The organism is Streptococcus oralis ATCC 49296, from assembly GCF_000185265.1.
Lineage (GTDB): Bacteria > Bacillota > Bacilli > Lactobacillales > Streptococcaceae > Streptococcus > Streptococcus oralis_BC.
The window spans coordinates 1,083,634-1,104,451 of record NZ_GL622183.1 but is presented as its reverse complement, the minus strand read 5'-3'; the positions used below and the strand labels follow the sequence as shown (position 1 = coordinate 1,104,451).

At 40.9% G+C, this 20,818-nt stretch carries 21 protein-coding genes; 3 read left to right on the top strand and 18 right to left on the bottom strand.

What is annotated here, in order from left to right:
• From HMPREF8578_RS07560 to typA, 3 genes are all read right to left on the bottom strand, one after another.
• Positions 1–2,022, bottom strand: a complete 2,022-nt coding sequence (locus HMPREF8578_RS07560; RefSeq protein WP_000732358.1) for a bacteriocin-associated integral membrane family protein — start codon at positions 2,020–2,022, stop codon at positions 1–3.
• A 431-nt stretch (positions 2,023–2,453) separates the two neighbouring features.
• Positions 2,454–2,708 (bottom strand): DUF3165 family protein, encoded by a 255-nt coding sequence (locus HMPREF8578_RS07555; RefSeq protein ID WP_000262661.1) that lies wholly within the window; start codon positions 2,706–2,708, stop codon positions 2,454–2,456.
• Positions 2,709–2,727: 19 nt separating this feature from the next.
• Positions 2,728–4,569, bottom strand: a complete 1,842-nt coding sequence (typA, locus tag HMPREF8578_RS07550) for a translational GTPase TypA (protein ID WP_000164117.1) — start codon at positions 4,567–4,569, stop codon at positions 2,728–2,730.
• 158 nt (positions 4,570–4,727) lie between these two features.
• On the opposite strand from typA, the gene HMPREF8578_RS07545 reads away from it, so the two are divergent.
• Positions 4,728–5,453 carry a 16S rRNA pseudouridine(516) synthase gene (locus tag HMPREF8578_RS07545; RefSeq protein ID WP_001235077.1) on the top strand — a complete coding sequence of 242 codons (726 nt, stop codon included), beginning with the start codon at positions 4,728–4,730 and terminating at the stop codon, positions 5,451–5,453.
• Between the two features lie 41 nt (positions 5,454–5,494).
• Here the strand turns inward: HMPREF8578_RS07545 and HMPREF8578_RS07540 are convergent, their stop codons facing one another.
• The 3 genes from HMPREF8578_RS07540 to HMPREF8578_RS07530 form a co-directional block, all read right to left on the bottom strand.
• A complete protein-coding gene (locus HMPREF8578_RS07540; protein WP_001088143.1) occupies positions 5,495–5,728 on the bottom strand; it encodes a hypothetical protein in 234 nt (77 codons plus the stop codon).
• An 86-nt stretch (positions 5,729–5,814) separates the two neighbouring features.
• Positions 5,815–6,195, bottom strand: coding sequence for a rhodanese-like domain-containing protein (locus tag HMPREF8578_RS07535; RefSeq protein ID WP_000259265.1), 381 nt, complete (start codon positions 6,193–6,195; stop codon positions 5,815–5,817).
• Positions 6,195–6,452, bottom strand: a complete 258-nt coding sequence (locus tag HMPREF8578_RS07530; RefSeq protein WP_000749021.1) for a YqgQ family protein — start codon at positions 6,450–6,452, stop codon at positions 6,195–6,197. The genes HMPREF8578_RS07535 and HMPREF8578_RS07530 overlap by 1 nt, the downstream gene beginning before the upstream one ends.
• Positions 6,453–6,527: 75 nt before the next feature.
• Between HMPREF8578_RS07530 and HMPREF8578_RS07525 the strand changes: the two genes are divergently transcribed.
• Both HMPREF8578_RS07525 and HMPREF8578_RS07520 read left to right on the top strand, forming a co-directional pair.
• On the top strand, positions 6,528–7,436 hold the full coding sequence (locus HMPREF8578_RS07525) for a LysR family transcriptional regulator (protein WP_001222579.1): 909 nt from the start codon (positions 6,528–6,530) through the stop codon (positions 7,434–7,436).
• A 44-nt stretch (positions 7,437–7,480) separates the two neighbouring features.
• Entirely contained in the window at positions 7,481–9,280 is a 1,800-nt protein-coding gene (locus HMPREF8578_RS07520; RefSeq protein ID WP_000722520.1) for an N-acetylmuramoyl-L-alanine amidase, read from the top strand.
• 31 nt (positions 9,281–9,311) lie between these two features.
• On the opposite strand, the gene HMPREF8578_RS0102225 is transcribed toward HMPREF8578_RS07520, so the two are convergent.
• The 12 genes from HMPREF8578_RS0102225 to vex2 form a co-directional block, all read right to left on the bottom strand.
• A complete protein-coding gene (locus HMPREF8578_RS0102225; RefSeq protein WP_029707418.1) occupies positions 9,312–9,617 on the bottom strand; it encodes a hypothetical protein in 306 nt (101 codons plus the stop codon).
• Between the two features lie 226 nt (positions 9,618–9,843).
• A complete protein-coding gene (locus tag HMPREF8578_RS07515) occupies positions 9,844–10,713 on the bottom strand; it encodes a DUF6287 domain-containing protein (protein ID WP_001034378.1) in 870 nt (289 codons plus the stop codon).
• 293 nt (positions 10,714–11,006) lie between these two features.
• Complete coding sequence (locus HMPREF8578_RS07510; RefSeq protein ID WP_000760748.1) at positions 11,007–11,792, bottom strand: ABC transporter permease; 786 nt, start codon at positions 11,790–11,792, stop codon at positions 11,007–11,009.
• A gap of 1 nt (position 11,793) precedes the next feature.
• The gene (locus HMPREF8578_RS07505; RefSeq protein WP_000240146.1) at positions 11,794–12,612 is read right to left on the bottom strand and encodes an ABC transporter permease; all 819 of its coding nucleotides are present in this window, start codon (positions 12,610–12,612) and stop codon (positions 11,794–11,796) included.
• A gap of 1 nt (position 12,613) precedes the next feature.
• Complete coding sequence (locus HMPREF8578_RS07500; protein WP_001240804.1) at positions 12,614–13,606, bottom strand: ABC transporter ATP-binding protein; 993 nt, start codon at positions 13,604–13,606, stop codon at positions 12,614–12,616.
• A 319-nt stretch (positions 13,607–13,925) separates the two neighbouring features.
• A complete protein-coding gene (locus HMPREF8578_RS07495) occupies positions 13,926–14,471 on the bottom strand; it encodes a histidine phosphatase family protein (RefSeq protein WP_001066187.1) in 546 nt (181 codons plus the stop codon).
• A gap of 51 nt (positions 14,472–14,522) precedes the next feature.
• Positions 14,523–15,455: an alpha/beta hydrolase gene (locus HMPREF8578_RS07490; RefSeq protein ID WP_002893098.1), complete on the bottom strand. Its 933-nt coding sequence runs from the start codon at positions 15,453–15,455 to the stop codon at positions 14,523–14,525.
• 129 nt (positions 15,456–15,584) lie between these two features.
• Positions 15,585–16,466 (bottom strand): class II fructose-bisphosphate aldolase, encoded by an 882-nt coding sequence (locus HMPREF8578_RS07485; RefSeq protein WP_001018995.1) that lies wholly within the window; start codon positions 16,464–16,466, stop codon positions 15,585–15,587.
• A 139-nt stretch (positions 16,467–16,605) separates the two neighbouring features.
• Positions 16,606–17,934 carry a sensor histidine kinase VncS gene (gene vncS / locus HMPREF8578_RS07480; RefSeq protein WP_000831361.1) on the bottom strand — a complete coding sequence of 443 codons (1,329 nt, stop codon included), beginning with the start codon at positions 17,932–17,934 and terminating at the stop codon, positions 16,606–16,608.
• Complete coding sequence (gene vncR, locus HMPREF8578_RS07475; RefSeq protein ID WP_001166283.1) at positions 17,931–18,587, bottom strand: response regulator transcription factor VncR; 657 nt, start codon at positions 18,585–18,587, stop codon at positions 17,931–17,933. The genes vncS and vncR overlap by 4 nt, the downstream gene beginning before the upstream one ends.
• A 142-nt stretch (positions 18,588–18,729) precedes the next feature.
• A complete protein-coding gene (gene vex3, locus HMPREF8578_RS07470; RefSeq protein ID WP_000903006.1) occupies positions 18,730–20,109 on the bottom strand; it encodes an ABC transporter permease subunit Vex3 in 1,380 nt (459 codons plus the stop codon).
• A 50-nt stretch (positions 20,110–20,159) separates the two neighbouring features.
• Positions 20,160–20,807 (bottom strand): ABC transporter ATP-binding subunit Vex2, encoded by a 648-nt coding sequence (gene vex2 / locus HMPREF8578_RS07465; protein WP_000173735.1) that lies wholly within the window; start codon positions 20,805–20,807, stop codon positions 20,160–20,162.
• Between the last annotated feature and the right edge of the window lie 11 nt (positions 20,808–20,818).

Genomic DNA, 20,818 nt, shown 5'->3' with positions numbered 1-20,818 from the left:
CTATTTTCCTTTCATAATGGTCATAGAAACACGAGATTCTTTCTGTGCTTGACGGTAGAGAGTCAGTATAGCACTAACGAGGAAGATCGATAAAGTTACCAATCCAATCACCACATCCCGACTACGCCAAATAAAGAGACTCGCACCGAATACAAAACTAGCAAATTGACTAATCATATACTGAGCGTGCGTTTCAAAAAATCGCAAACCAGAAATTCGTTTAATCAAAATCTCACGACGGAATTGTTCAAAATAAAGAAGATTCACAGAATAAAAGAGAAGCAAAGAACTCGCGATTCCAATAATAGCTCCTAAAATAAGGGTTAGAGTTTGTGTTTGAACCTCATAGTAACGTGCGAGGTAAACACTTCGTCCCTCCTTGAGGTAGGATACTTGATCATAAATTCCTGCATTTTTCAAGAGTTTAATCCCATCTTCATATCCTTTGACAAAGATATTCTTACCAGCATTGATAGACCAACTAGATAAGGATGTAAAACTATCACCTGTAGAAGTCGGCGTGAATACCACTAAAATCGGATCCGTCAAATACTGAGTGGATACGGGGTTCTCACCGTTATTATAAACAAATCGCTTTTCTCCCATTGAAAGATAACTAACGTGCGCTTTCATCTCATAATCCAAAGGAGCACTTGCCTCCTCACCAGATTTTCCATAATAACTCAAGCTTTCTTCAAAGATTTTTTTTAGTTCTGCTTCTTGAGAGCGCAAATGTTCTGGAAGCAAGAGGACAAACTCACCTTTTTGGAGATGGGCTAACTTCTGTTTGGTCTCAGCATCTACCACGACCTTTTCCTTCTCCAAATAACTGGGGCTAACATAGAGCGTATTAGCATCTGGACTATAGGTATCCAGTGTCTCTCCCTGTTCATTTTTTCCTTTTGGATTGGCAAAATGGAGCAGATTATCCTTTACATAAAGAGCTTGTTCTTCTTCGATTGCTTCCTTGGCAAAGGCATACCACTTGCTCTGATTTTCTGTATCTTCTACTCTATCACCTAAGCCAAAAGAAATTTGATAATAATTTGCTCGGTCTTCCCAAGCTTGCTTGGATAGTTGGAGTTCCTGTAAACGCTGGTAAGAAGTCAAGCCAGTCTTGACTGCATAACCTACTGTAAAGACAGCAACCAACTGACATAACAAGGTCAAGGTCATCAAGCGTTTGAGGGGCAAACGTCCTTTTAACACAGGAACCAAAGCCTTGTAGCTCAAGCTCATCAAGTAGAGCAGGCTCAGTACTAGCGAAATTCCCAATAAAAAGAGAAGATAAAGCCCCACTCCGATACTAAAGGCTGCTAAAAGAACGGGATAAAAGAGCCCTTGTCCGAGGAGGACAGCACCTCCCACTATAAGGGATAAAACCCCAGCTAAGCAAAGCCACTTGACATCATCGTATAAGGCGCTTCCTATGATGGACAAGAGGGTCTGTCCTGAAAAGAGCTGAATCCCTGCAGCCCGCATCTCCTTAATCCGAGTGATAATCACCATGGCAAAGAAAGCTAATCCAAATATAGCTAAACTAATCAACAACAACGGATTTAAAGCAATCCAAAAAGCTAGACGATACGGAGGAGTTTTGCGGTCTGCAATCGCTTTATAACCTAAATCATCTAATTTTGCAGCTAATTTTTCCTTGGTCAATGAACCAGATAAGAGAAGGTAGCTATTGAGAGGATCGCTCCGTTCTCGGCTTTCTTGGCTGGCCGCTTGAAACTCTTTTGGCAAGTCTCCCTGACCATAGGTCGCATAGGTGAAGTTGGTCCTTCCATCCTTACTCGGCTCTACTATCCGTCTGGCAATCAAACTCTGCTCCGAGCTTGCAAACTTCTCCAACTCTCGCTCAAACTCCTCACGAGTCGGCTCTTGTGCCCCCTTTTTAACACGTAGCAGGGTAACGGAGTCATAACTAGTATAGAGATACTGAGGGGCACGTAAGATAATAATCCAAATGAAGAAGCAACTGAGAAAAATAGTAGACAAGCAAATAAATAGTTTCTTCATAGTAGACTCCTTGTGGTGAAAATTGATTTCAGGAGGTAAGATTTCAGAGTATGAAATCGGTTTCTATTTATCGCAAATATATCACCATTATGATAAATTGTCAATAGATTTTAGCAAAATATAATTATATTTTTTTGGACTAACTTTTTAAACTTCTATAACAATATAGAGCTCTTAAAATGTGGAAAAAACTCACTTGAACAAAATATTTTTAGGTTTATTCCTTTTTGCAAGAAACGGAATCTTAGACTTTCCGTTGTGATAAAAATGCCTGAAAACAATAGATTTCAGGCATTCGGAAACTTTGAGACTATAGGCTCAAAGTTTAGGTATGGAATTTCGAAGAAAGTCGCTACCGTCCGTAATCACCTAAGGAAAGTCTTAAAAATCTTATTTTAAACCAAAAAAGAGAGCCGTAGCTCTCTTTCTATTTATCTTCTTCTGCTCTTTTTTACAGGCATGAGCGTAATGTCTCTCAAGCTAAAGTAGGCTAGAGCCAGCATGGCGATTGTGACAAAGAATTCTGTCGGTAATTGGAAGATTTGCAAGATGGACAACATCAGCAAAATCAAGAGTGCAACAACTACAAAGACCAAGATAACGATGTTGACTGTTCCTTTGATACTTTGGGGTGTCGCAAATACATAGAGTAGTAATAAGAGTATCCCTATGATTAAATAGACCATCTTTATCTCTTTCTAGCTCTTATTCAGCTGATTTTTTCTTTTTGTTGGCTTTCTCGCGCTCTGCCTTGTTAAGGATTTGTTTACGCAAACGGATAGACTCAGGCGTTACTTCCATGTACTCATCGTCATTCAAGAACTCAAGAGACTCTTCAAGTGTCAAGATACGAGGTGTCTTGATAACCGCTGTTTGGTCCTTGGTAGCTGAACGAACGTTGGTCATTTGTTTGGCCTTAGTGATGTTAACGGTCAAGTCGTTTTCACGAGAGTTTTCACCGATGATCATTCCTTCGTAAACCTCAGTACCCGGGTTGACAAAGATTGTACCACGTTCTTCGATAGACATGATTGAGTAAGTTGTAGCCTTACCAGCATCTATGGAAACAAGGGCACCACGGTGACGTCCCCCAATTTCACCTGGAATCAATGGCAAGTATTGGTCGAAGGTATGGTTCATAATACCGTAACCACGAGTCATTGACAAGAACTCAGTTGAGTAACCGATCAAACCACGCGCTGGAACTAGGAAGACCAAACGAGTTTGACCATTACCAGTTGAAATCATATCCAACATTTCACCCTTACGTTCAGAAAGGCTTTGGATAACAGATCCTTGGTATTCTTCTGGAGTATCGATTTGAACACGTTCAAATGGCTCACATTTAACACCGTCAATTTCTTTTACGATAACTTCTGGACGAGATACTTGAAGTTCATAACCCTCACGGCGCATGGTTTCAATCAGGATTGACAAGTGCAATTCTCCACGACCTGAAACAGTCCATTTATCTGGTGAGTCCGTTGGGTCAACACGAAGGGAAACGTCTGTTTGCAATTCTGCCTGCAAGCGTTCTTCTACCTTACGAGAAGTTACCCATTTACCTTCTTTACCAGCAAATGGTGAGTTGTTGACCAAGAAAGTCATTTGAAGAGTTGGCTCATCGATGTGTAGGATTGGAAGAGCTTCAACTGCGTCTGTCGGAGTGATGGTTTCACCGACAAAGATATCTTCCATACCTGATACGGCAATCAAGTCACCCGCTTTAGCTTCTTGGATTTCACGACGTTCCAAACCAAAGAAACCGAAAAGTTTTGTAACACGGAAGTTCTTGGTTGTACCATCTAGTTTAGAAAGGGTAACTTGGTCTCCAACTTTCACACTACCACGGAAGACACGACCGATACCGATACGACCTACGAAGTCATTGTAGTCCAAAAGTGACACTTGGAACTGCAAAGGCTCATCTGAATTGTCTACTGGAGCTGGGATATGATCGATAATCGTGTCAAAGATTGGCGCCATTGTTTTTTCTTGATCAGCTGGATCATCCGACAATGAAGAAGTCCCATTGATAGCTGAAGCATACACCACTGGGAAATCAAGCTGGTCATCGTCTGCACCAAGCTCAATGAAGAGCTCCAAGACTTCATCCACTACTTCAGCTGGACGAGCTGATGGTTTGTCGATTTTGTTGACAACCACGATTGGGACAAGGTCTTGTTCCAAGGCTTTTTTCAATACGAAACGAGTCTGTGGCATGGTTCCTTCGTAGGCATCTACGACCAAGACAACACCGTCAACCATTTTCATGATACGCTCAACTTCTCCACCGAAGTCCGCGTGTCCTGGTGTGTCCATGATATTGATACGAGTTCCGTTGTAGGCTACGGCAGTGTTTTTCGCAAGGATGGTAATTCCACGCTCTTTTTCGATATCGTTTGAGTCCATAGCGCGCTCTGCCAATTCAGTACGTGCATCAAGAGTTTCAGATTGTTTCAATAATTCGTCAACGAGGGTTGTTTTACCGTGGTCAACGTGGGCGATAATCGCAATGTTACGGATATCTTCTCTTAATTTTGTCATGATTTCCTCTAATATTTAAATTTTTATTTCTAACTGAACAATTATACCACAGTCTCATTCAAAAATCACAGTTCAGCTAAGTGTAAATGTTTTCACTCTGCTTTTCTAGTCAAGGCAACTCTTTTCAAAGTCAGAGACTTATGATAAGATAAGCTGGTATGCGTTTAGATAGATTATTAGCCCAAGAAAAGGTCAGTCGCAAGGCTATGAAACAGGCTTTATTAAAAAAAGAAATCCTAGTAGATGATTGTCCAGCCAGCTCACTCGCTCAAAATGTCGACACTGGATTACAGAAATTAGTCTTTCAAGGACGGCAAATCCAAGGCTACGAGCACAACTACCTCATGCTTCATAAGCCAAACGGAGCCGTTACAGCTAGCAAGGATAAGAAACTTCCAACCGTCATGGACCTCCTTCCACCTGACATCCAGTCTGACCAGCTCTATGCTATCGGCAGACTAGACCGCGATACGACGGGACTGCTCCTTTTGACAGACAATGGACCTCTTGGTTTTCAACTCCTTCATCCCCAGTACCATGTCAATAAATCCTATCAAGTGGTGGTAAACGGACCACTCACGTCAGACCATATTCAGTCATTCAAAGAAGGAATCGTCTTTTTAGATGGGACCACTTGTAAACCTGCTCAGCTTGAAATTCTGTCCTCAAGCCCATCAGAGAGCCATGCCTCCATCACCATCTCAGAAGGGAAGTTTCATCAGATCAAAAAAATGTTCCTCTCAGTCGGTGTCAAGGTGACTGCCCTAAAACGTGTCCAATTCGGTGACTTTACATTAGACCCAGAACTAGCAGAAGGGCAATACCGTCCCTTGAATCCAGAGGAATTGGAAATCATTAAATACTATTTAGAGATGAGTCAATGAAACAAAAAAAGCTTTATGTTTAAAGCTTTTTTGTTTTTTGCTTATCCATAAACTCTTGCGATAGCTACAATCAAGTTTATTGCAAAAACTACAATACCTACGATATTGAGAATTCTTTCTGTTTTATAGTCTAGTCCAGATTCTTTTTGATATACATTAGCCAAGACCAATCCTATGATACCCAAAACCAGACCTACTATTGGAGATAGCAAACCAAGGACGATAGATAAGATACCTAAAATAAGTGAAGGTTTTTTCTTTTGTTGTGAATTCATATTATAAAACCTCCTTAAATTTATTATAAATGATAATACCTTAAAATGCTAGCTTTATCTATCATTCGACAGGTTTTAATAGAATATTAGCTTGTCTTGACCTTCCCGTTCCAAGAATCCAACCCATAAGAAAGGATATAAATTTCAGAGAAACCTTGTTTTTTCAGATAAAGTGCGGCATTGGTCACTCGTTGTCCGCGTTGGTTTTCGTAGAGAAGGACAGGTTTATCCTTGCGAAGGGCTGCAAGGCTTGACTTCAACTGATTTGAAGGAATATTGCGAGCTCCGAGGATATGTTTTCTGTGAAATTCTGCTGGTTCACGGACATCAATCAATTGCCCTTTTCGAATCAAGGCTTCAAATTCTGCATTATCCACAATCTTAGCCGCACGACGAATACGAAGGTAGTTATACCCCATCCATGCCACCATCGCCAGTATAAGTGCCCACAAAATCCAAGTAACCATTAGTTCATTTCTCCATTTTTCTCAATATAGTCTAATTCTATCTTGTGCTCTCTACGAAGAACAGCTTCCGCCTCTAGATAGTCTAGCTTGTCCATCAGACCTGCATCATAGATCCGAGAGAGTTCGAGCTTCATCAGTTCAATATCATACAAGCGCTTCCCCATGTAAACAATAATGCCAAACTGTTTGAGAAATTGTTGCACATCATAGAATGTTTTCATAGCTTCCATTTTAGCAAATTCTAGACTTTTTTTCAATACTGGACCAGCTCTTTCCCCCTATTTTCTTCGTCTTCATTGCCCATTCTTCCGCAAGTATGGTACAATAAAAACATGAGAATTCAACAACTACACTATATTATCAAAATCGTCGAAACTGGCTCTATGAATGAGGCAGCCAAGCAACTCTTTATCACCCAACCCAGTCTCTCTAATGCTGTTCGAGACTTGGAAAATGAAATGGGCATTGAAATCTTTATCCGCAATCCCAAGGGAATTACCTTGACGCGTGATGGGATGGAGTTTCTCTCCTACGCTCGCCAAGTTGTCGAGCAAACTCAGCTTCTGGAGGAACGTTATAAAAATCCTATCGCCCACCGCGAACTTTTCAGCGTTTCCTCTCAGCACTATGCCTTTGTAGTCAATGCCTTTGTCTCTTTGCTAAAGAAAAGTGATATGGAAAAATACGAGCTCTTCCTTCGTGAAACTCGGACTTGGGAGATTATCGATGACGTCAAGAACTTCCGTAGCGAGGTCGGTGTCCTCTTTTTAAACAGCTACAACCGCGATGTTTTAACGAAAATGCTCGATGACAATCACCTGCTAGCGCACCACCTATTCACAGCCCAACCCCATATCTTTGTCAGCAAGACCAACCCTCTAGCTAAAAAAGACAAGGTCAAACTGGCTGATTTGGAAAATTTTCCTTATCTGAGTTATGACCAGGGGACGCACAACTCCTTCTACTTTTCAGAGGAGATTCTTTCACAAGAGCACCACAAGAAATCCATCGTAGTCAGTGACCGCGCCACTCTCTTTAATCTCTTGATTGGTTTGGATGGTTACACCATTGCAACAGGGATTTTGAACAGTAACCTCAACGGAGACAATATCGTTTCCATTCCGCTGGACATTGACGACCCGATTGAACTGGTCTATATCCAGCATGAAAAAACCAGCCTATCTAAGATGGGCGAACGCTTTATCGAATACTTACTAGAAGAAGTTCAATTCGATAATTAATAGGAAAAATGAAAAAGAGAAAAGAAAAAGTTAGGAAATAGAAAGTGAAAAAGATACTACTGACCAGTGCTTTAATCCTTTCAATCGCAGGATTAGCACCCGCATCCGTCTTAGGAGAAGAAAACACTACTCAATCCACATCTGCTGTCAAGGAAGCAATTGCCAAAGAAGAAAAGAAAGAGTCGAGTGTTGAGGAAAACTCTAAATCAGAAGCTCTTCCGAAAGTAGATGTGCAAGAAGACAAGCCCAAAAAAGAAGGATGGTACCAAGAAAATCACCACTGGCGTTTTTACCAAGATGATAAGCCTGCTTTAAACTGGAAACAAATCCAAGGCAAATGGTACTACTTCGATCAAGATGGTAATCGTCTTCATTCTACTGTCTACAAAGGCTATGCTTTTGACCAAGATGGTGTCATGATAGAAAATAGCTGGACCAAACTGGACAATCAATGGTATTATGCTGATTCCTCTGGACGACTTGCTCAGAACACCTGGAAAAAAATTAACGGCTCTTGGTACTATTTTGACCAAATTGGAAGTATGCTCAGCAACACTGCCGTTGACGGCTATCTTCTCACAAAAAGCGGAGCTATGGCAGAAAAGGGTTGGACTAAATTAGACCAAATTTGGTATTATGTCGCTCCTTCTGGAAAGATCTCACAGGATAAATGGGAGAAAATCAACGGTTCTTGGTATTACTTTGACAAAGACGGTGGAATGCTGAGTGCGACAACCTTCAAGGGCTACCTCTTCAACCAGAGTGGAGCTATGGCAGAAAACAACTGGGTCAAAATCAAGGATACTTGGTTCTATGCGAACGGGTCAGGGAGATATGTCCAAGAAAACTGGCAAAAGATTCAGGGTTCCTGGTACTCATTTGACCAGAATGGTGGGATGCTAGCAGACAAATGGAAAGAAAGCTACTACCTTAAAACCAGTGGAGCCATGGCGGAGAATGAGTGGATCTTCGATAAAGCCTACAAGAGCTGGTTCTATCTAAAAGCGAATGGCCGTTATGCAAATCAGGAGTGGATTGGAGCATACTACCTCAAGTCAGGTGGTTACATGGCAAAGAGCGAATGGATTTACGATAACTCTGACAAAGCACGCTACTACCTAGATGATAATGGACATTATGTTTCAGGAACTTACAAGATAGACGGTAAGGAACACTTGTTCCAAAAATACGGCCAATGGATTTCTGAAGTTTCAACTGAAGGCGGATTTACAAAAGGCCTATACAGCAATACCATTTTCCTAGATCCTGGACATGGTGGTCGAGATTCAGGAGCTTTTTACTACAATGTAGCTGAAAAAGATCTCAACATGCAGATTTACCGTAAGCTTCGTACTAAGTTAGAAGAACTAGGCTACAAGGTCCTCACTTCTCGTGATAGTGATATTGACGTTGATTTTGTTACCGAACGTTCTCGTATGGTTAATAAGACCAACTCTGATATTTTTATCAGTATTCACTTCAACGCTACTGGTAATACCTACTCAAAAGCGAGCGGTATTCAAACCTACTCCTATAGCGATGAACCTGATTACCCAAGTAAGATTAATAAATTCTGGCACAATCACCCTGATCGTATGAGTGAAAGCAAACGCCTCGCCGCTGCCATCCACTCCTCTCTCCTAGCAGAAACAGGGGCCAAGGATGCTGGCTTATTGGAAAGCAGCTATGCCGTACTACGCGAAACAGCCAAACCAGCCGTTCTCCTAGAGCTTGGTTATATGGATAATTTCTCCGAAAACCAACAAATCAGAGATAGCCACTACCAAGATAAACTGGTCGCAGGCATCGTAAAAGGGATTCAAAAATATTACGCTGGTAAATAAAAACAAAGTCTCGAGAAACCTCGAGACTTTTCTATTTATCTTTATCAGGAAAGAGGTAGCCAAGTCCTACACAAGCTAGCACACCGGCACCAATCACCAAACCACTTGAAATGGGCAAGAGATCAAAAATAGCATTTGCAATGATAAAGGCAATGATCAAGCACATCAGACTAGCCTTGTAGTCTTTTTTCAAAAAGTTTTCTAGCGTGAAATAGAGGAACAATCCTACCGGAATGAGTGACCAGAGGTTGACATCCAAACTTGGCCATCCAACAGATCCGAAATACAATACTAGCGCTGCTGCTACTAAAAATACAAGTCCCAATAATTTTTTCATTTTTTTGTCTCCATTTTCTTTTTTTGGTTCTTGAGTTGTCTGATACTGACCCCTCACGTCCCTTACATGAATCATTATAGCAGAGGAATTTTTCAAGAACAAGCCCTTTTGCCTATCTGGTCAATATCTCTGTCTAAGTGGTTGAGTATTTGTAACAAAAGAAAAAGAAGCCCTAATGGGCTTCTTGATTCTGCCGATTGTAACAGTATTTTTGAACGAATACCATCTAGTTTTTCTTTTCCTTTGACTCTAGAGAAGATTTGATTGATTCACGGTCTGCTTGTAGTTGAGCTAAGTTCTTTTCTGCTTCCTCAAGTTTGCTGGTATCTGGTTTCACACGATAATAAACCTTTTCTGGTTTCATTAACATTGATCCATACTCTTGTCCCGAAAGTAGTCTTTCCTCAGCATGATTGCTTTTATCCGTAATCTTTCCGTCATCAGCGGGTTGCATAACAACACCACTTGGCACAGCTACTACTACAAATCCTCCAGCAACAGAATCTTTTACCCATGCACTGATAGACGCTGTCTCAGGGTTACGACTATCTTGTCCTTTTGATACCTTTAATCCAACTACAGATTCGTACTTTTGATCATTTGTAAACCAAGTCGCACGTACTTCTCCAGAATCATTAATAATGTATTCATTACCAGATTGACTACGCCAAGTACCTTCTAAACTAGACAAATCATTGTTCTTGATTGCTTCAATATCTAGTTTTGGAACGGTAGTTTCTTTCTTCAACTTGCTAACAAGTGCTTCTGCTTCCGTAATTTTGGTATCTAAAGCAGTCAGTTGATCCTTGAGTTTCTGAATTTCCTCTTGTTTATCCTTATCAGTCTCATCCGTTTTTCCTTGGCTTGTAGAAGCTTGACTTGTTGTCTCTTTAGTTGAAACTGCAGACGATGCTTGATTTGGCTCTTTCTTTCCAATCAGAAGATATGAGAAAATACTTACCAAGATGAGAGTGACTAAAACAGAGAGTGCTATGCCAATATAGATTTTTATATTTTTATTCGGAGCCGACTTTGATTCAGACCGCTTAGGTCCATTGATCTCTTCAAATTGTTTTTCCCGTTCTTTCTTATTCATAATTTTCTCCTTTTTGATTGATATTCAGCCAAGCTTACGATACTTCATTCGTTACTATCCATGAACTTTTATGACTTTTAAAAAAAATCCAAGCAAAAATTTCTAGAATAAATAACTATAAAAATATCTCTAGATTGGTATCAAAACAAGTATTTATTACAATACATTATACCACAAAATATAAACAACCGTTTGTAATTATATTTTAAATAAGCCGAAGAAATGGATTTTAAGCAGAACCCATCTCCATTAGAAAAAGCCTGTCCTGAGACAAGGCTTTGAGTTTCTTCCTTTTAAGAACCCGCACTTTCGTAGGCATCTAAGCCCTTGTCCCATAGTTTCAAAGAAATGACAAAGAAGACAAGGGAAATCAAAATCAACCCACCAATGTTAAAGAGCCCGTCTTTGTCCTGCAAGAAATAGCTGGCAGGATAGTAGGCCGTAAAAGCAAAAGGCACGATAAAGCTAATCAACCAACGAAGAAGGGAATTGTAGATGGAAATCGGATATTTGGCAAAATCATTAAACATATAGAAGATGTAAATCATGGCGCCTGACTGCTTGGTCCAAAAAGCGATACTGGCAGTCGCGATTTTCAAGGAAGTATAAATCAAGGTCGCAAAGGGGATACAAACTAGGAAAAGCAGGAATTTGGGAAGAGTCCAAGCAATGCTTGATACTGTTGTCGCTAGTAAAATTCCACCGACCAATAGTTCGCCCAAGGCATCAATCTGAAAGGTCTCAACCAGAATATGAAAAAGAGGATTGATAGGACGCGTTAGATACTTGTCAAACTCCCCTTTTCGGACTAGTCGTTGACCTAGTGCCCAGAGATTGTCAAAAAAGAGATGGTCCAGTCCCTTGGGAATCAGGGAAAATCCATAGATAAAAGCGATTTCTTGGAAAGTCCAACCTTCTAGCGAGGGGATGTGTTGGAAGAGTACGTTGAGAAACAAGAGGTTCAAACCTTGGGTCAGAAAAACTCCAAGGACACCAACCACAAAATCCACCTTATATTCCATGATTTGCTTGATGTATTGTCTGATAAAAATCAGATGCATGCGTTGATATTTTTTCATACTAACCTCCCTGAATGGTGATGAATGACTGGACTCGTTTCCAAATCAATTGAGACAGACCCACCATCACTAAGAGCCAAAAAAACTGGAGCAAAAGCGCCTGAAGAATCTGACTGTCATCGTATTTCCCAACGATAATCATGACCGGAGTGTAAATCAAAGATGAGAAAGGCAAGAAGGACAGAATATCTGAAACCACCTTTGGAAAGAAAGCCAAGGGAATCAGACTTCCAGACATAAAGGCCACTATGGAAGTCTTGAGTAGATTGGAACCCCATAGATTTTTAAAGACAAAGGCTGAAAATCCAAAGCAGATATTAAAGAAAAAGTTAATCAGGTAGGCCAGCGTCAAGCTAAAGAGATAAAGGGTGGTTAATCCCAGCACTTCTACAATACCTTGCCCAGAAAGGATTTTCATCAAGACAATAACACTCAAGAAAGGAAGTCCGACACTGACAAAAATCAACCACTTGGAACCAAGCTCGGTGAAGAGATAAGAGGTCGCAAAATGCACTGGTCGCAACAAGCGCATGATAATGGAACCATCCTTGACCTCCTCCCCAATCATGAAGGAAGAATCTGACTTGGTCAACAGATTAGTCACAAAACTCATGATGATGTAGAGGGTAATATCTGCCATGCTGAAGCCCTGAATCAAAGACTCTTGCGAGGAATCAAAGACCGCCTTCCAGAGATAGAAAGCGACAAAAGCCCCCATGACATCGCCAATCCGATAGAGAATAAAGTTGACTCGATAGGTAATCAACTCCTGAATCCCTGCATTGATAAAGGGTTTATAACGTCTCCACAATTTGACCATCTTAGAGCTCCTTTCGGTAGAAGCGACGGATAATATCCTCGATATCCGTATCCAACATCTTCAAATCGCGAATTTCAAAATCAGACAGAGTTTGCTTGATAATATCAGCTGACTGGTAGCGGGAACTATCAAATTCAATATTAAGGCTATTTCCTTGTCTATCAACGGTCATATCAGGCAGGCCTTCATAGTGAGAAGCGTGATGACTTTGCCCTGGTACCAGTTCAAAAGAAAGAGTCTTCATCTTGCCAAAAGTCTCCTTGAGCTGGCTAACCGTTCCATCAAAAATCTCCTGCCCCTTGTCAATCATAAAAATTCGATCACAGAGTTGCTCAATATCACTCAGGTCGTGAGTGGTCAAGAGAATGGTAGTTTCTTCCTCCTGATTGATCTGTGTAATGGCGCGACGAATATTGTCCTTGACCGACACATCCAAGCCAATGGTCGGCTCATCTAAAAAGAGAACCTTGGGATTATGAAGCAAGGAAGCTGCAATGTCCGCCCGCATCCGTTGACCCAGTGAAAGAGTCCGCACGGGATCCTTGATAAATTCCTTCAAATCCAAGACTTCATTCAAAAAATCCATGCGCTTATGGAAGAGCGAGTCTGGCACATCGTAAATTTCTTTCAAAACCGTGTAGGTCTCTTGCAGAGCCAAATCCCACCATAGCTGGGTGCGTTGTCCAAAGACCACACCAATATCCTTAACATAATCCTGACGATTGTCCTGCGGAATCTTGCCGTTAATCCGACAAAAACCAGATGTCGGTTTTAAAATCCCTGTCAGCATTTTGATGGTTGTCGACTTCCCAGCACCATTTGCGCCGATAAAACCTAGAATCTGGCCCTTTGGTACCTCGAAGGTCAAATCCTTGACCGCTTCAAAGGTCTGCTTTTCAGGATGAATAAAGGAGCGTAAAGCTCCCTTTAACCCCGGTTCCTTTACTGTCTTCACAAAATTTTTCTGAAGATGTTCCACTTCTATCATTGCCATATCTATCTCCCTGTCGCAAGGAATAGCAACATTGTATTTTTGACTACAAATATTCTAAATCCTTACTTTCTAAACTTTCTAATTGTTATTCTTACAGAAGGCTTTATACCAACCTATTATAGTCCAATAAAAAACGGAATGCAAGCGTTTGCTTTCAGATTATGAAATTAGAGATTTCACTCTTAAAATGCTATTTTTAATCCAAAATTCTGGTTTAATAGTTTCCTTAAAACACCAAAAAGACCTGCCCGATGGGCAGGTTACGAATTGTAAAAAGCAAACTATTTTGATCAATATGATTCACTATTTAATCAAAGAACTAATCTTTCAAAATTCTTTTCACAATCCCATCTCTATCAATTAGAAAACAATCTGGAAAGGTCATCTGCTCCCATTTTTCATAATCAAAACTGGAATCAAAGTGATGTAGTAGTATTCCTATCAAATTCCCGTGTGAACTAAGTAAAATCATTTTTTCTGAGTATCTCTCTTCCAATTCCATTAAAAAATTTAGTACTCTAGCTAGTGCGTCTTGATTTGATTCCCCTTCTGAAAGAGATTCACTAGGATTTTGCCATAAATATTTAATACTGTCTTCAAACTCAGAATCTTTTATAAAGGTTGAAGATAATTTTCGCTCTCGTAACCGATTATCAAGAACTATTTTATCAAATTGAATTGGCGAGCTATTAATCGTTTCAAATGCTCGTTTATAAGGACTAGAAAAATAATAATCAATATTAAAAGAATTCAAAAACTCTAACTGGTCAAGAGATGAAAATCCTTTTTCTGATAAAGTTCTATTAAAATCATCACTTGAAAATCTTGAATGAGCATGTCTAAGTAAAATATAAGAATTATTCATAAGTCATTACCTTTCAATTATTATCATCTGTCTCAATGGATTTTTAATCCCTCAATTATTCTCTAAAAATTCTTTAATGCGAGAAACAATAACGTCGCTTTGATAATGATAGAGGTCGTGAGGCGCATCCATATAGACGACTTGAACATTAGACTGGTCGCTTGCAAATCTCTCTGCATAACATTGCCACTCAGATTGGCTAAAGCTAGTACCATCAGCATTAGAAACCATTAGTAACGCTGGAATTTTCGGATTAATGTTTGAGGGAACTTTCTTGGCATTTTCCTTTACCGTTTGGGATTCATGAAGCATGGCTTGTGACATCAACTGCTTATAAGCTAGAAGTTTATATTGTTTTCGTTCATTTTCGGTCAGAGCTTGATTTTTTATATAAAAAGACTCAGGGAAGTAGCGTAATAAACCAATCTTGCTGCTCCAATAGGCCAACGTAAGCAAGGCCTGATTATTCTTTAAATTCTCATAACTTGACGGCAGTGCCCAATCCAGACCAATCAAGGCTTTCACTTCATCAGGATACTTCTCCTGCCAAGCCAAACTCTCTAGACTAGCCATGGAATGAGACAGAATGATAAACGGCCCTGTGATATTTGCTTGCGAAAGAGCTTGGCGAGTCTCAGACAAAACCTCCATCACATCTCTTGAATGATTGCTATCATCACTATAACCATATCCCGCCCGCTCCACGATAACTACCTTATACTGTTTTGATAAGGATTCCGATACTTCTTTAAAATCCAATATAGGAGAAGCAATACCGGCACCTGAGAGAACTACTATAGTCTCAGGACCATCCCCTTCAACGTAAACATTTATTTGATGTCCATTGACGAGAACTTGTTGCCCCATAGGTGTCAGTGAGGCTTCTTCCTTTTCCAAACTGATACGGTGAAAGATGAATGTAGCGAGTAAAAACAAAAGAATGAAACTGAGAAAGCCAAGAAACCATTTTTTCAGTATTTTCATAGCATTATTGTACAAAAAATAAAACCTTTTAGCAACTTAAGATTGGTTCTTCTACAGTATATTCGCTATATAGCCAGACACCAAAAAACCCACCCAATGGGCAGGTTCTTTCTGTATTGTTCAGCTAGATTAAGCTTTACCTTCTGAACCGAATACGTCGATACGTTCTTCAACTGATGCTTGGATAGCTTTTACACCGTCAGCCAAGAATTTACGTGGGTCGAAGAGTTTCTTCTTGTCGTATTCTGCTTCGTTTGCTTCGTAGTCACGAGCAAATTTACGAGTTGCGTTAGCGAATGCGATTTGGCATTCAGTGTTAACGTTAACTTTTGCAACACCAAGTTTGATAGCTGCTTGGATTTGGTCATCAGGAATACCTGAACCACCGTGCAATACGATTGGGAAACCTGGAAGAGCTTCTGTCAATTTCTTCAAGTGGTCAAGGTCAAGACCTTCCCAGTTTGCTGGGTAAGGACCGTGGATGTTACCGATACCAGCTGCCAAGAAGTCAATACCAGTTGCAACCATTGCTTTAGCGTCTTCGATTGGAGCCAATTCACCTTTACCGATGATACCGTCTTCTTCACCACCGATAGTACCAACTTCAGCTTCTACTGAGATACCTTTAGCGTGTGCTTTTTCAACAACGTCTTTAGCCAATTTAAGGTTTTCTTCAACTGGAAGGTGTGAACCGTCAAACATGATTGAAGTGTAACCAACTTCGATACACTCAAGTGCATCTTCGTAGTGACCGTGGTCAAGGTGGATAGCTACTGGTACAGTGATACCCATTGACTCAACAAGGTTAGCGATCAAGTTGCGAGCAACTTTGTAACCACCCATGTATTTCGCAGCACCCATTGAAGTTTGGATCAAAACTGGAGCTTTTTTAGCTTCTGCTGCACGCAAGATAGCTTGAGTCCACTCAAGGTTGTTTGTGTTAAATCCACCAACTGCATAACCGTTGTCACGAGCTGCTTGGACAAATTTTTCTGCTGAAACGATTGCCATTTGTCAGGCCTCCTATATATTTTTTGGGACATCCCATTTACATTGTTCATTTTATCACTTTTTGATAAAAAAAGCTAGTTTTTCCCATACTTTAGATTGAATTTCTTCCAATCCAATCAATGTAAACCCTTTCTTATCCTTAGTCCTGAGTGACTTTGGGATAACGTATGAAGAAGCTCAAGCAATCGCCCTGAATCTCAAAATGATAAGGTAATTTCTCGTGTTCTAATAAACTTTTGACCACAAAGAGTCCCATCCCCGAACCCTTGGCCTTGCGACTAGCATTTTCAGAAAAAGACTGGGCCAGTTTTTCTTGTTCTTCAGGACTACAGCTATTCTCGATATAGAGTTCTCCTTCTCTCTCGCCAATGCGGACCAGGCCACCTGAAGTGGAGTGCTTGATAGCATTGCTGATGAGATTCGATAGGATTAGTTTCATGACAGATGGGTTTATGTAAGCCTGCTGACGGGTTAGGCTAATGTCTACCTGAAGTTCTCTCTCCTTGGCGAGCAAAGCATAATCATTAACCAGACTTTGCGTCATCTGAAGGAGGTCAACCTCTTCTTTCTCGTCTCGCAATTCCTGAACAGAAGAAAGAGACAATATCTGGAGAACGTGGTGACTGAGGTCATCCACAATCCCCAAGGCAACTCCAAGATAGTGATCTCTATCCTTATAACGGCCGACATTTTCTTTCATATTTTCGATTAGGATTTTCAAACTAGCCAGAGGTGTTTTCAATTCATGAGAAGCCCCTCGTAGGAACTCAACCTTCATCTTCTCCAGCTGAAGAATAGCTTCATTCTTGTCATGCAAGTCCGCAATAACAGTCAAAAGGTGCTGGTAAAGGCTATTGATTTGTTCCTTGAGATCACCTATCTCATCCTTAGAATCCACGCGCAATCGCACTTGAGCATCTAGTTCCATCATTCTACGGGTCACCCGCTTGATTTCCAAAATCGGGGCAACAATGGTTCGAGCGTAGATGTAGGCTACCAAGAGGGAAATCAGAAAGGATGCCAGCAAGGTATAGGGGAGAAATTGGAGACTAATCTGCTCTGCTTCCTTTTGCAAGTCCATTGAAGCTAGAAATTGGAGAGTCATAGTGCTACCATCTTGCGTTTTTACCTCACGCTCCTCGATAAAGAGAGAGGTGGTCTGGCGGTCTGTGTCCAGAGGAAGATTGTCCTTGACTTCTAACTTGTCCTCGGTCATCTCTCCTTTGACGGCCCCCTTAATATCACTAGTCTGGGAATACAAATCTAACACTTGCTCGATGTTCTGCCTATCTTTTCCGTCTAGGGATTGGGCAATAGCAGTCGCTTTCTGGCCAATGGTTTCCTGACGATGGCTCAGATAAGTAGAGGGAAAGAGAAAATAAATGGCTAAATGAAGACAAATAACCAGAACACTAAAAATCGAGAAGGTATAGATAAATATCTTTGTAAACAAACCTGTTCGTTTCATTTTCGCTCCAATTTATAACCAACATTGCGCACCGTGAGGATACAATCCAAGTCTAGCTTTTTCCGCAGTTCCTTGATATAGACATCAATGACACGATCAAAGGGAACCTCATCTGTCGCCTTCCAGACAGCATCGATAATCTGAGAACGAGTCAATGCCCGTCCTTCATTTTTCACCAGATAGTCCAGAATTTCCAACTCTTTGGCATTAATGGCCACTTCTTGACCTGCGAGGCTTGCACTGTAACTCTCAAAGTCCACCTTGGTATCTTTATAAGAGAAGACTCGTCCTGTATCGTAGTAGCGCTTGAAAATCGCGTCCACCCTTACTTTTAAAAGGGAGAGAGAAAAGGGCTTTTCCAGATAACCGTCTGCTAGCGAAGCAAAAGCACTCATCTTGTATTCTTCATCCTGAAAGGCGGTCAACATCAAGACAGGAACCTGACTGGTCTTACGAATCTCGGCTAGGACTTCTAAGCCATTAAGCTTGGGCATCTGGATATCCAGCAGTACTAGAGCAACTTCATGGCTGGAAAATTTTTCCAGAGCTTCTTGACCGTCCGCAGCCTCAATGGTTTCATAACCACAATCCGTCAAATAGTCACTGATTCCCTCACGGATCATCTCTTCATCTTCTACAATTAAAATTTGCATAGAAAAAACGTTTCACATTCCTTTAAATTTCTTGTAAATTATCTCAGTTTCATCCTGATAAGAAGAGTCCTTATCAAGACAAAACAGATAAAAATGCTACCTATATTATACCCCATTTAGGGGAGAATAGGTAGCAAGTTTTTTATTCGCTATCGAGCAAGAGCTCTTTTGGTTGTTTTCTGAGGAGATTGCTTGAGGCAAGAGCCATAACAAGAACCACTAGAACCAGAGCAAGTACAAAGACGATGATAAAGTCCGATGTCTGAATAGAAATATCTAAGCTCGACAAGGTCTTGCTAAAGCCGTCTACTTCTGCACCACCACCAAGATTAGAGGCTTGAGCAGCCTTGCTGGCTTGCTTGGAAACACCTGAAGTGACATTGGCAAGAACAGTATTTCCGATTGCTCGAGCTGTGTAGTTGGCTAGGAAGTAAGCCGAAACGAGAGCAGGGATGGCGATCAGGATAGATTCGGTGATGAATTGCCCCAAGATACTTGCCTGCTTGAGACCGATAGAGAGGAGAATCCCAACTTCCTTGCGACGGGCGTTGATCCAAAGACTAAGCAAGAGTGCAAGGAGAAGGACTGAGAAGCTCAAGCTACCCCAGAAGAGGAGGTTGGCCATCTTGTACATACCAGAGATGGATTGCTCAAGAGCTGGGTAGTTAGAGGAGCTCTTCACAAGTGTGTAGCTCTTCCAATTGATACCACTGATACCATTCAACTCTTTCATGACGTCATCCAAGTTCTTGTCTGCTGTTACAAAGAAGGTTGCGTCCCCATAAATAGCTGTGTCTTCTGTGTATCCATAAAGTTTTGCAGCAGTGTGAATGTCTGTGATAGCTGTGTTTTCATAGAGTTCTTGTGAGTAGGTTACTGCTGACTTATTGTGACCATCAAAGAGTCCCTTGATTGTCACTTCGACTGTTTCCTTGGCACCTTTTTCATTGTCTGCATCATAGACATTAGAGTCCAATTTGACCTTATCTCCGACTTTCCAACCGTGTTTAGCTGCCAAGTCCTTGTGCATGAGGATCTTGTCCTTATCATCGTTGGTCAGGTGCTCACCTTCAACCAGCTTATATGAGCCAGAGACAAACTTATCTTCTTTAGATGAGTCATTGACACCTGTAATCATCAAGCTGCTTCCAAAACGTTTGGCACGGTCAGCAGTGAGATTTTTCTTGGTTTCTGGCGTTTCGATGAGTTCATATCCAGTCAAATCTCCGATGGCGTTGATGCGTTTAACATAAGACTCGATGGCCTTATTTTCGGTGATTTTTTTGATATCCTCACCCTTGATATTCCCAGAACCACGTGGCGTTCCTTGATTGACGCGACGATTGATTTGCATGGAGAAACTATTGGTGATATTTTTAAAGGTCTCCTGAGAAGCCTTGGCAGTAGCTCCCTTGATCGACAAGCCGACCAAACTCAAGCTCGCCATGAGGAGAATAATCAGGAAGATAACAATCGATTTGAAAAACTTCCTTGTAACATAGGCAAATGCGTTGTGTAACATAGGTTCCCTTTCTAGATTTGATTTTATAATTCTATCAAAACAAGCTCATCTTATTTTGTAGTATTGCGAGTTTCAGTTAGTTTCTTGTCCTTCAATTCAAGTGTAATATCTGACGCTTGTGCCACTTCTTTACTGTGGGTGACGACGATCACACATTTACCTGTTTTCTCGGCAAGTGATTTGAGCAGTTCGATAATATCTCCAGCAGTTTTAGGGTCCAGATTTCCTGTTGGCTCATCAGCTAGAATAACTGGAGCTTCTGAGACCAAACTGCGAGCGATGGCTACACGTTGCTGTTGACCACCTGATAACTGGAGAACGTTCCGCTTGATCTGACTTTCATCCAAACCAAGCTCAAGAAGTGTATCCTTGCTTGCTTTTTTGTTGACCAAGCGGATATTTTCCAGCGGAGAAAGATAATCTATCAAGTTATAATTTTGAAAGACCAGGGAAATATGGTGCATGCGATGGTAAGAATATCCCTTATTCCGAATGTCCTCTCCTTGGAAAAGGATAGAACCCTCGACAGGACTATCTAGACCAGCCAGTAGGGACAAGAGAGTGGATTTTCCTGCTCCTGACTCACCAATGATACTATAAAATTTTCCGGGTTCAAAATTATACTTGATCTGATATAAAACTGCTTCAGCAGTGTTCTTATAACGGTAGGTAACATCTTGCAATTGTAATAAAGTCATGATTTCTCCTT

Coding starts and splice junctions, on each gene's coding strand:
- HMPREF8578_RS07560 (WP_000732358.1), bottom strand. CDS start 2,022: ATGAAGAAACTATTTATTTGCTTGTCTACTATTTTTCTCAGTTGCTTC.
- HMPREF8578_RS07555 (WP_000262661.1), bottom strand. CDS start 2,708: ATGGTCTATTTAATCATAGGGATACTCTTATTACTACTCTATGTATTT.
- typA (WP_000164117.1), bottom strand. CDS start 4,569: ATGACAAAATTAAGAGAAGATATCCGTAACATTGCGATTATCGCCCAC.
- HMPREF8578_RS07545 (WP_001235077.1), top strand. CDS start 4,728: ATGCGTTTAGATAGATTATTAGCCCAAGAAAAGGTCAGTCGCAAGGCT.
- HMPREF8578_RS07540 (WP_001088143.1), bottom strand. CDS start 5,728: ATGAATTCACAACAAAAGAAAAAACCTTCACTTATTTTAGGTATCTTA.
- HMPREF8578_RS07535 (WP_000259265.1), bottom strand. CDS start 6,195: ATGGTTACTTGGATTTTGTGGGCACTTATACTGGCGATGGTGGCATGG.
- HMPREF8578_RS07525 (WP_001222579.1), top strand. CDS start 6,528: ATGAGAATTCAACAACTACACTATATTATCAAAATCGTCGAAACTGGC.
- HMPREF8578_RS0102225 (WP_029707418.1), bottom strand. CDS start 9,617: ATGAAAAAATTATTGGGACTTGTATTTTTAGTAGCAGCAGCGCTAGTA.
- HMPREF8578_RS07515 (WP_001034378.1), bottom strand. CDS start 10,713: ATGAATAAGAAAGAACGGGAAAAACAATTTGAAGAGATCAATGGACCT.
- HMPREF8578_RS07510 (WP_000760748.1), bottom strand. CDS start 11,792: ATGAAAAAATATCAACGCATGCATCTGATTTTTATCAGACAATACATC.
- HMPREF8578_RS07505 (WP_000240146.1), bottom strand. CDS start 12,612: ATGGTCAAATTGTGGAGACGTTATAAACCCTTTATCAATGCAGGGATT.
- HMPREF8578_RS07500 (WP_001240804.1), bottom strand. CDS start 13,606: ATGGCAATGATAGAAGTGGAACATCTTCAGAAAAATTTTGTGAAGACA.
- HMPREF8578_RS07495 (WP_001066187.1), bottom strand. CDS start 14,471: ATGAATAATTCTTATATTTTACTTAGACATGCTCATTCAAGATTTTCA.
- HMPREF8578_RS07490 (WP_002893098.1), bottom strand. CDS start 15,455: ATGAAAATACTGAAAAAATGGTTTCTTGGCTTTCTCAGTTTCATTCTT.
- HMPREF8578_RS07485 (WP_001018995.1), bottom strand. CDS start 16,466: ATGGCAATCGTTTCAGCAGAAAAATTTGTCCAAGCAGCTCGTGACAAC.
- vncS (WP_000831361.1), bottom strand. CDS start 17,934: ATGAAACGAACAGGTTTGTTTACAAAGATATTTATCTATACCTTCTCG.
- vncR (WP_001166283.1), bottom strand. CDS start 18,587: ATGCAAATTTTAATTGTAGAAGATGAAGAGATGATCCGTGAGGGAATC.
- vex3 (WP_000903006.1), bottom strand. CDS start 20,109: ATGTTACACAACGCATTTGCCTATGTTACAAGGAAGTTTTTCAAATCG.
- vex2 (WP_000173735.1), bottom strand. CDS start 20,807: ATGACTTTATTACAATTGCAAGATGTTACCTACCGTTATAAGAACACT.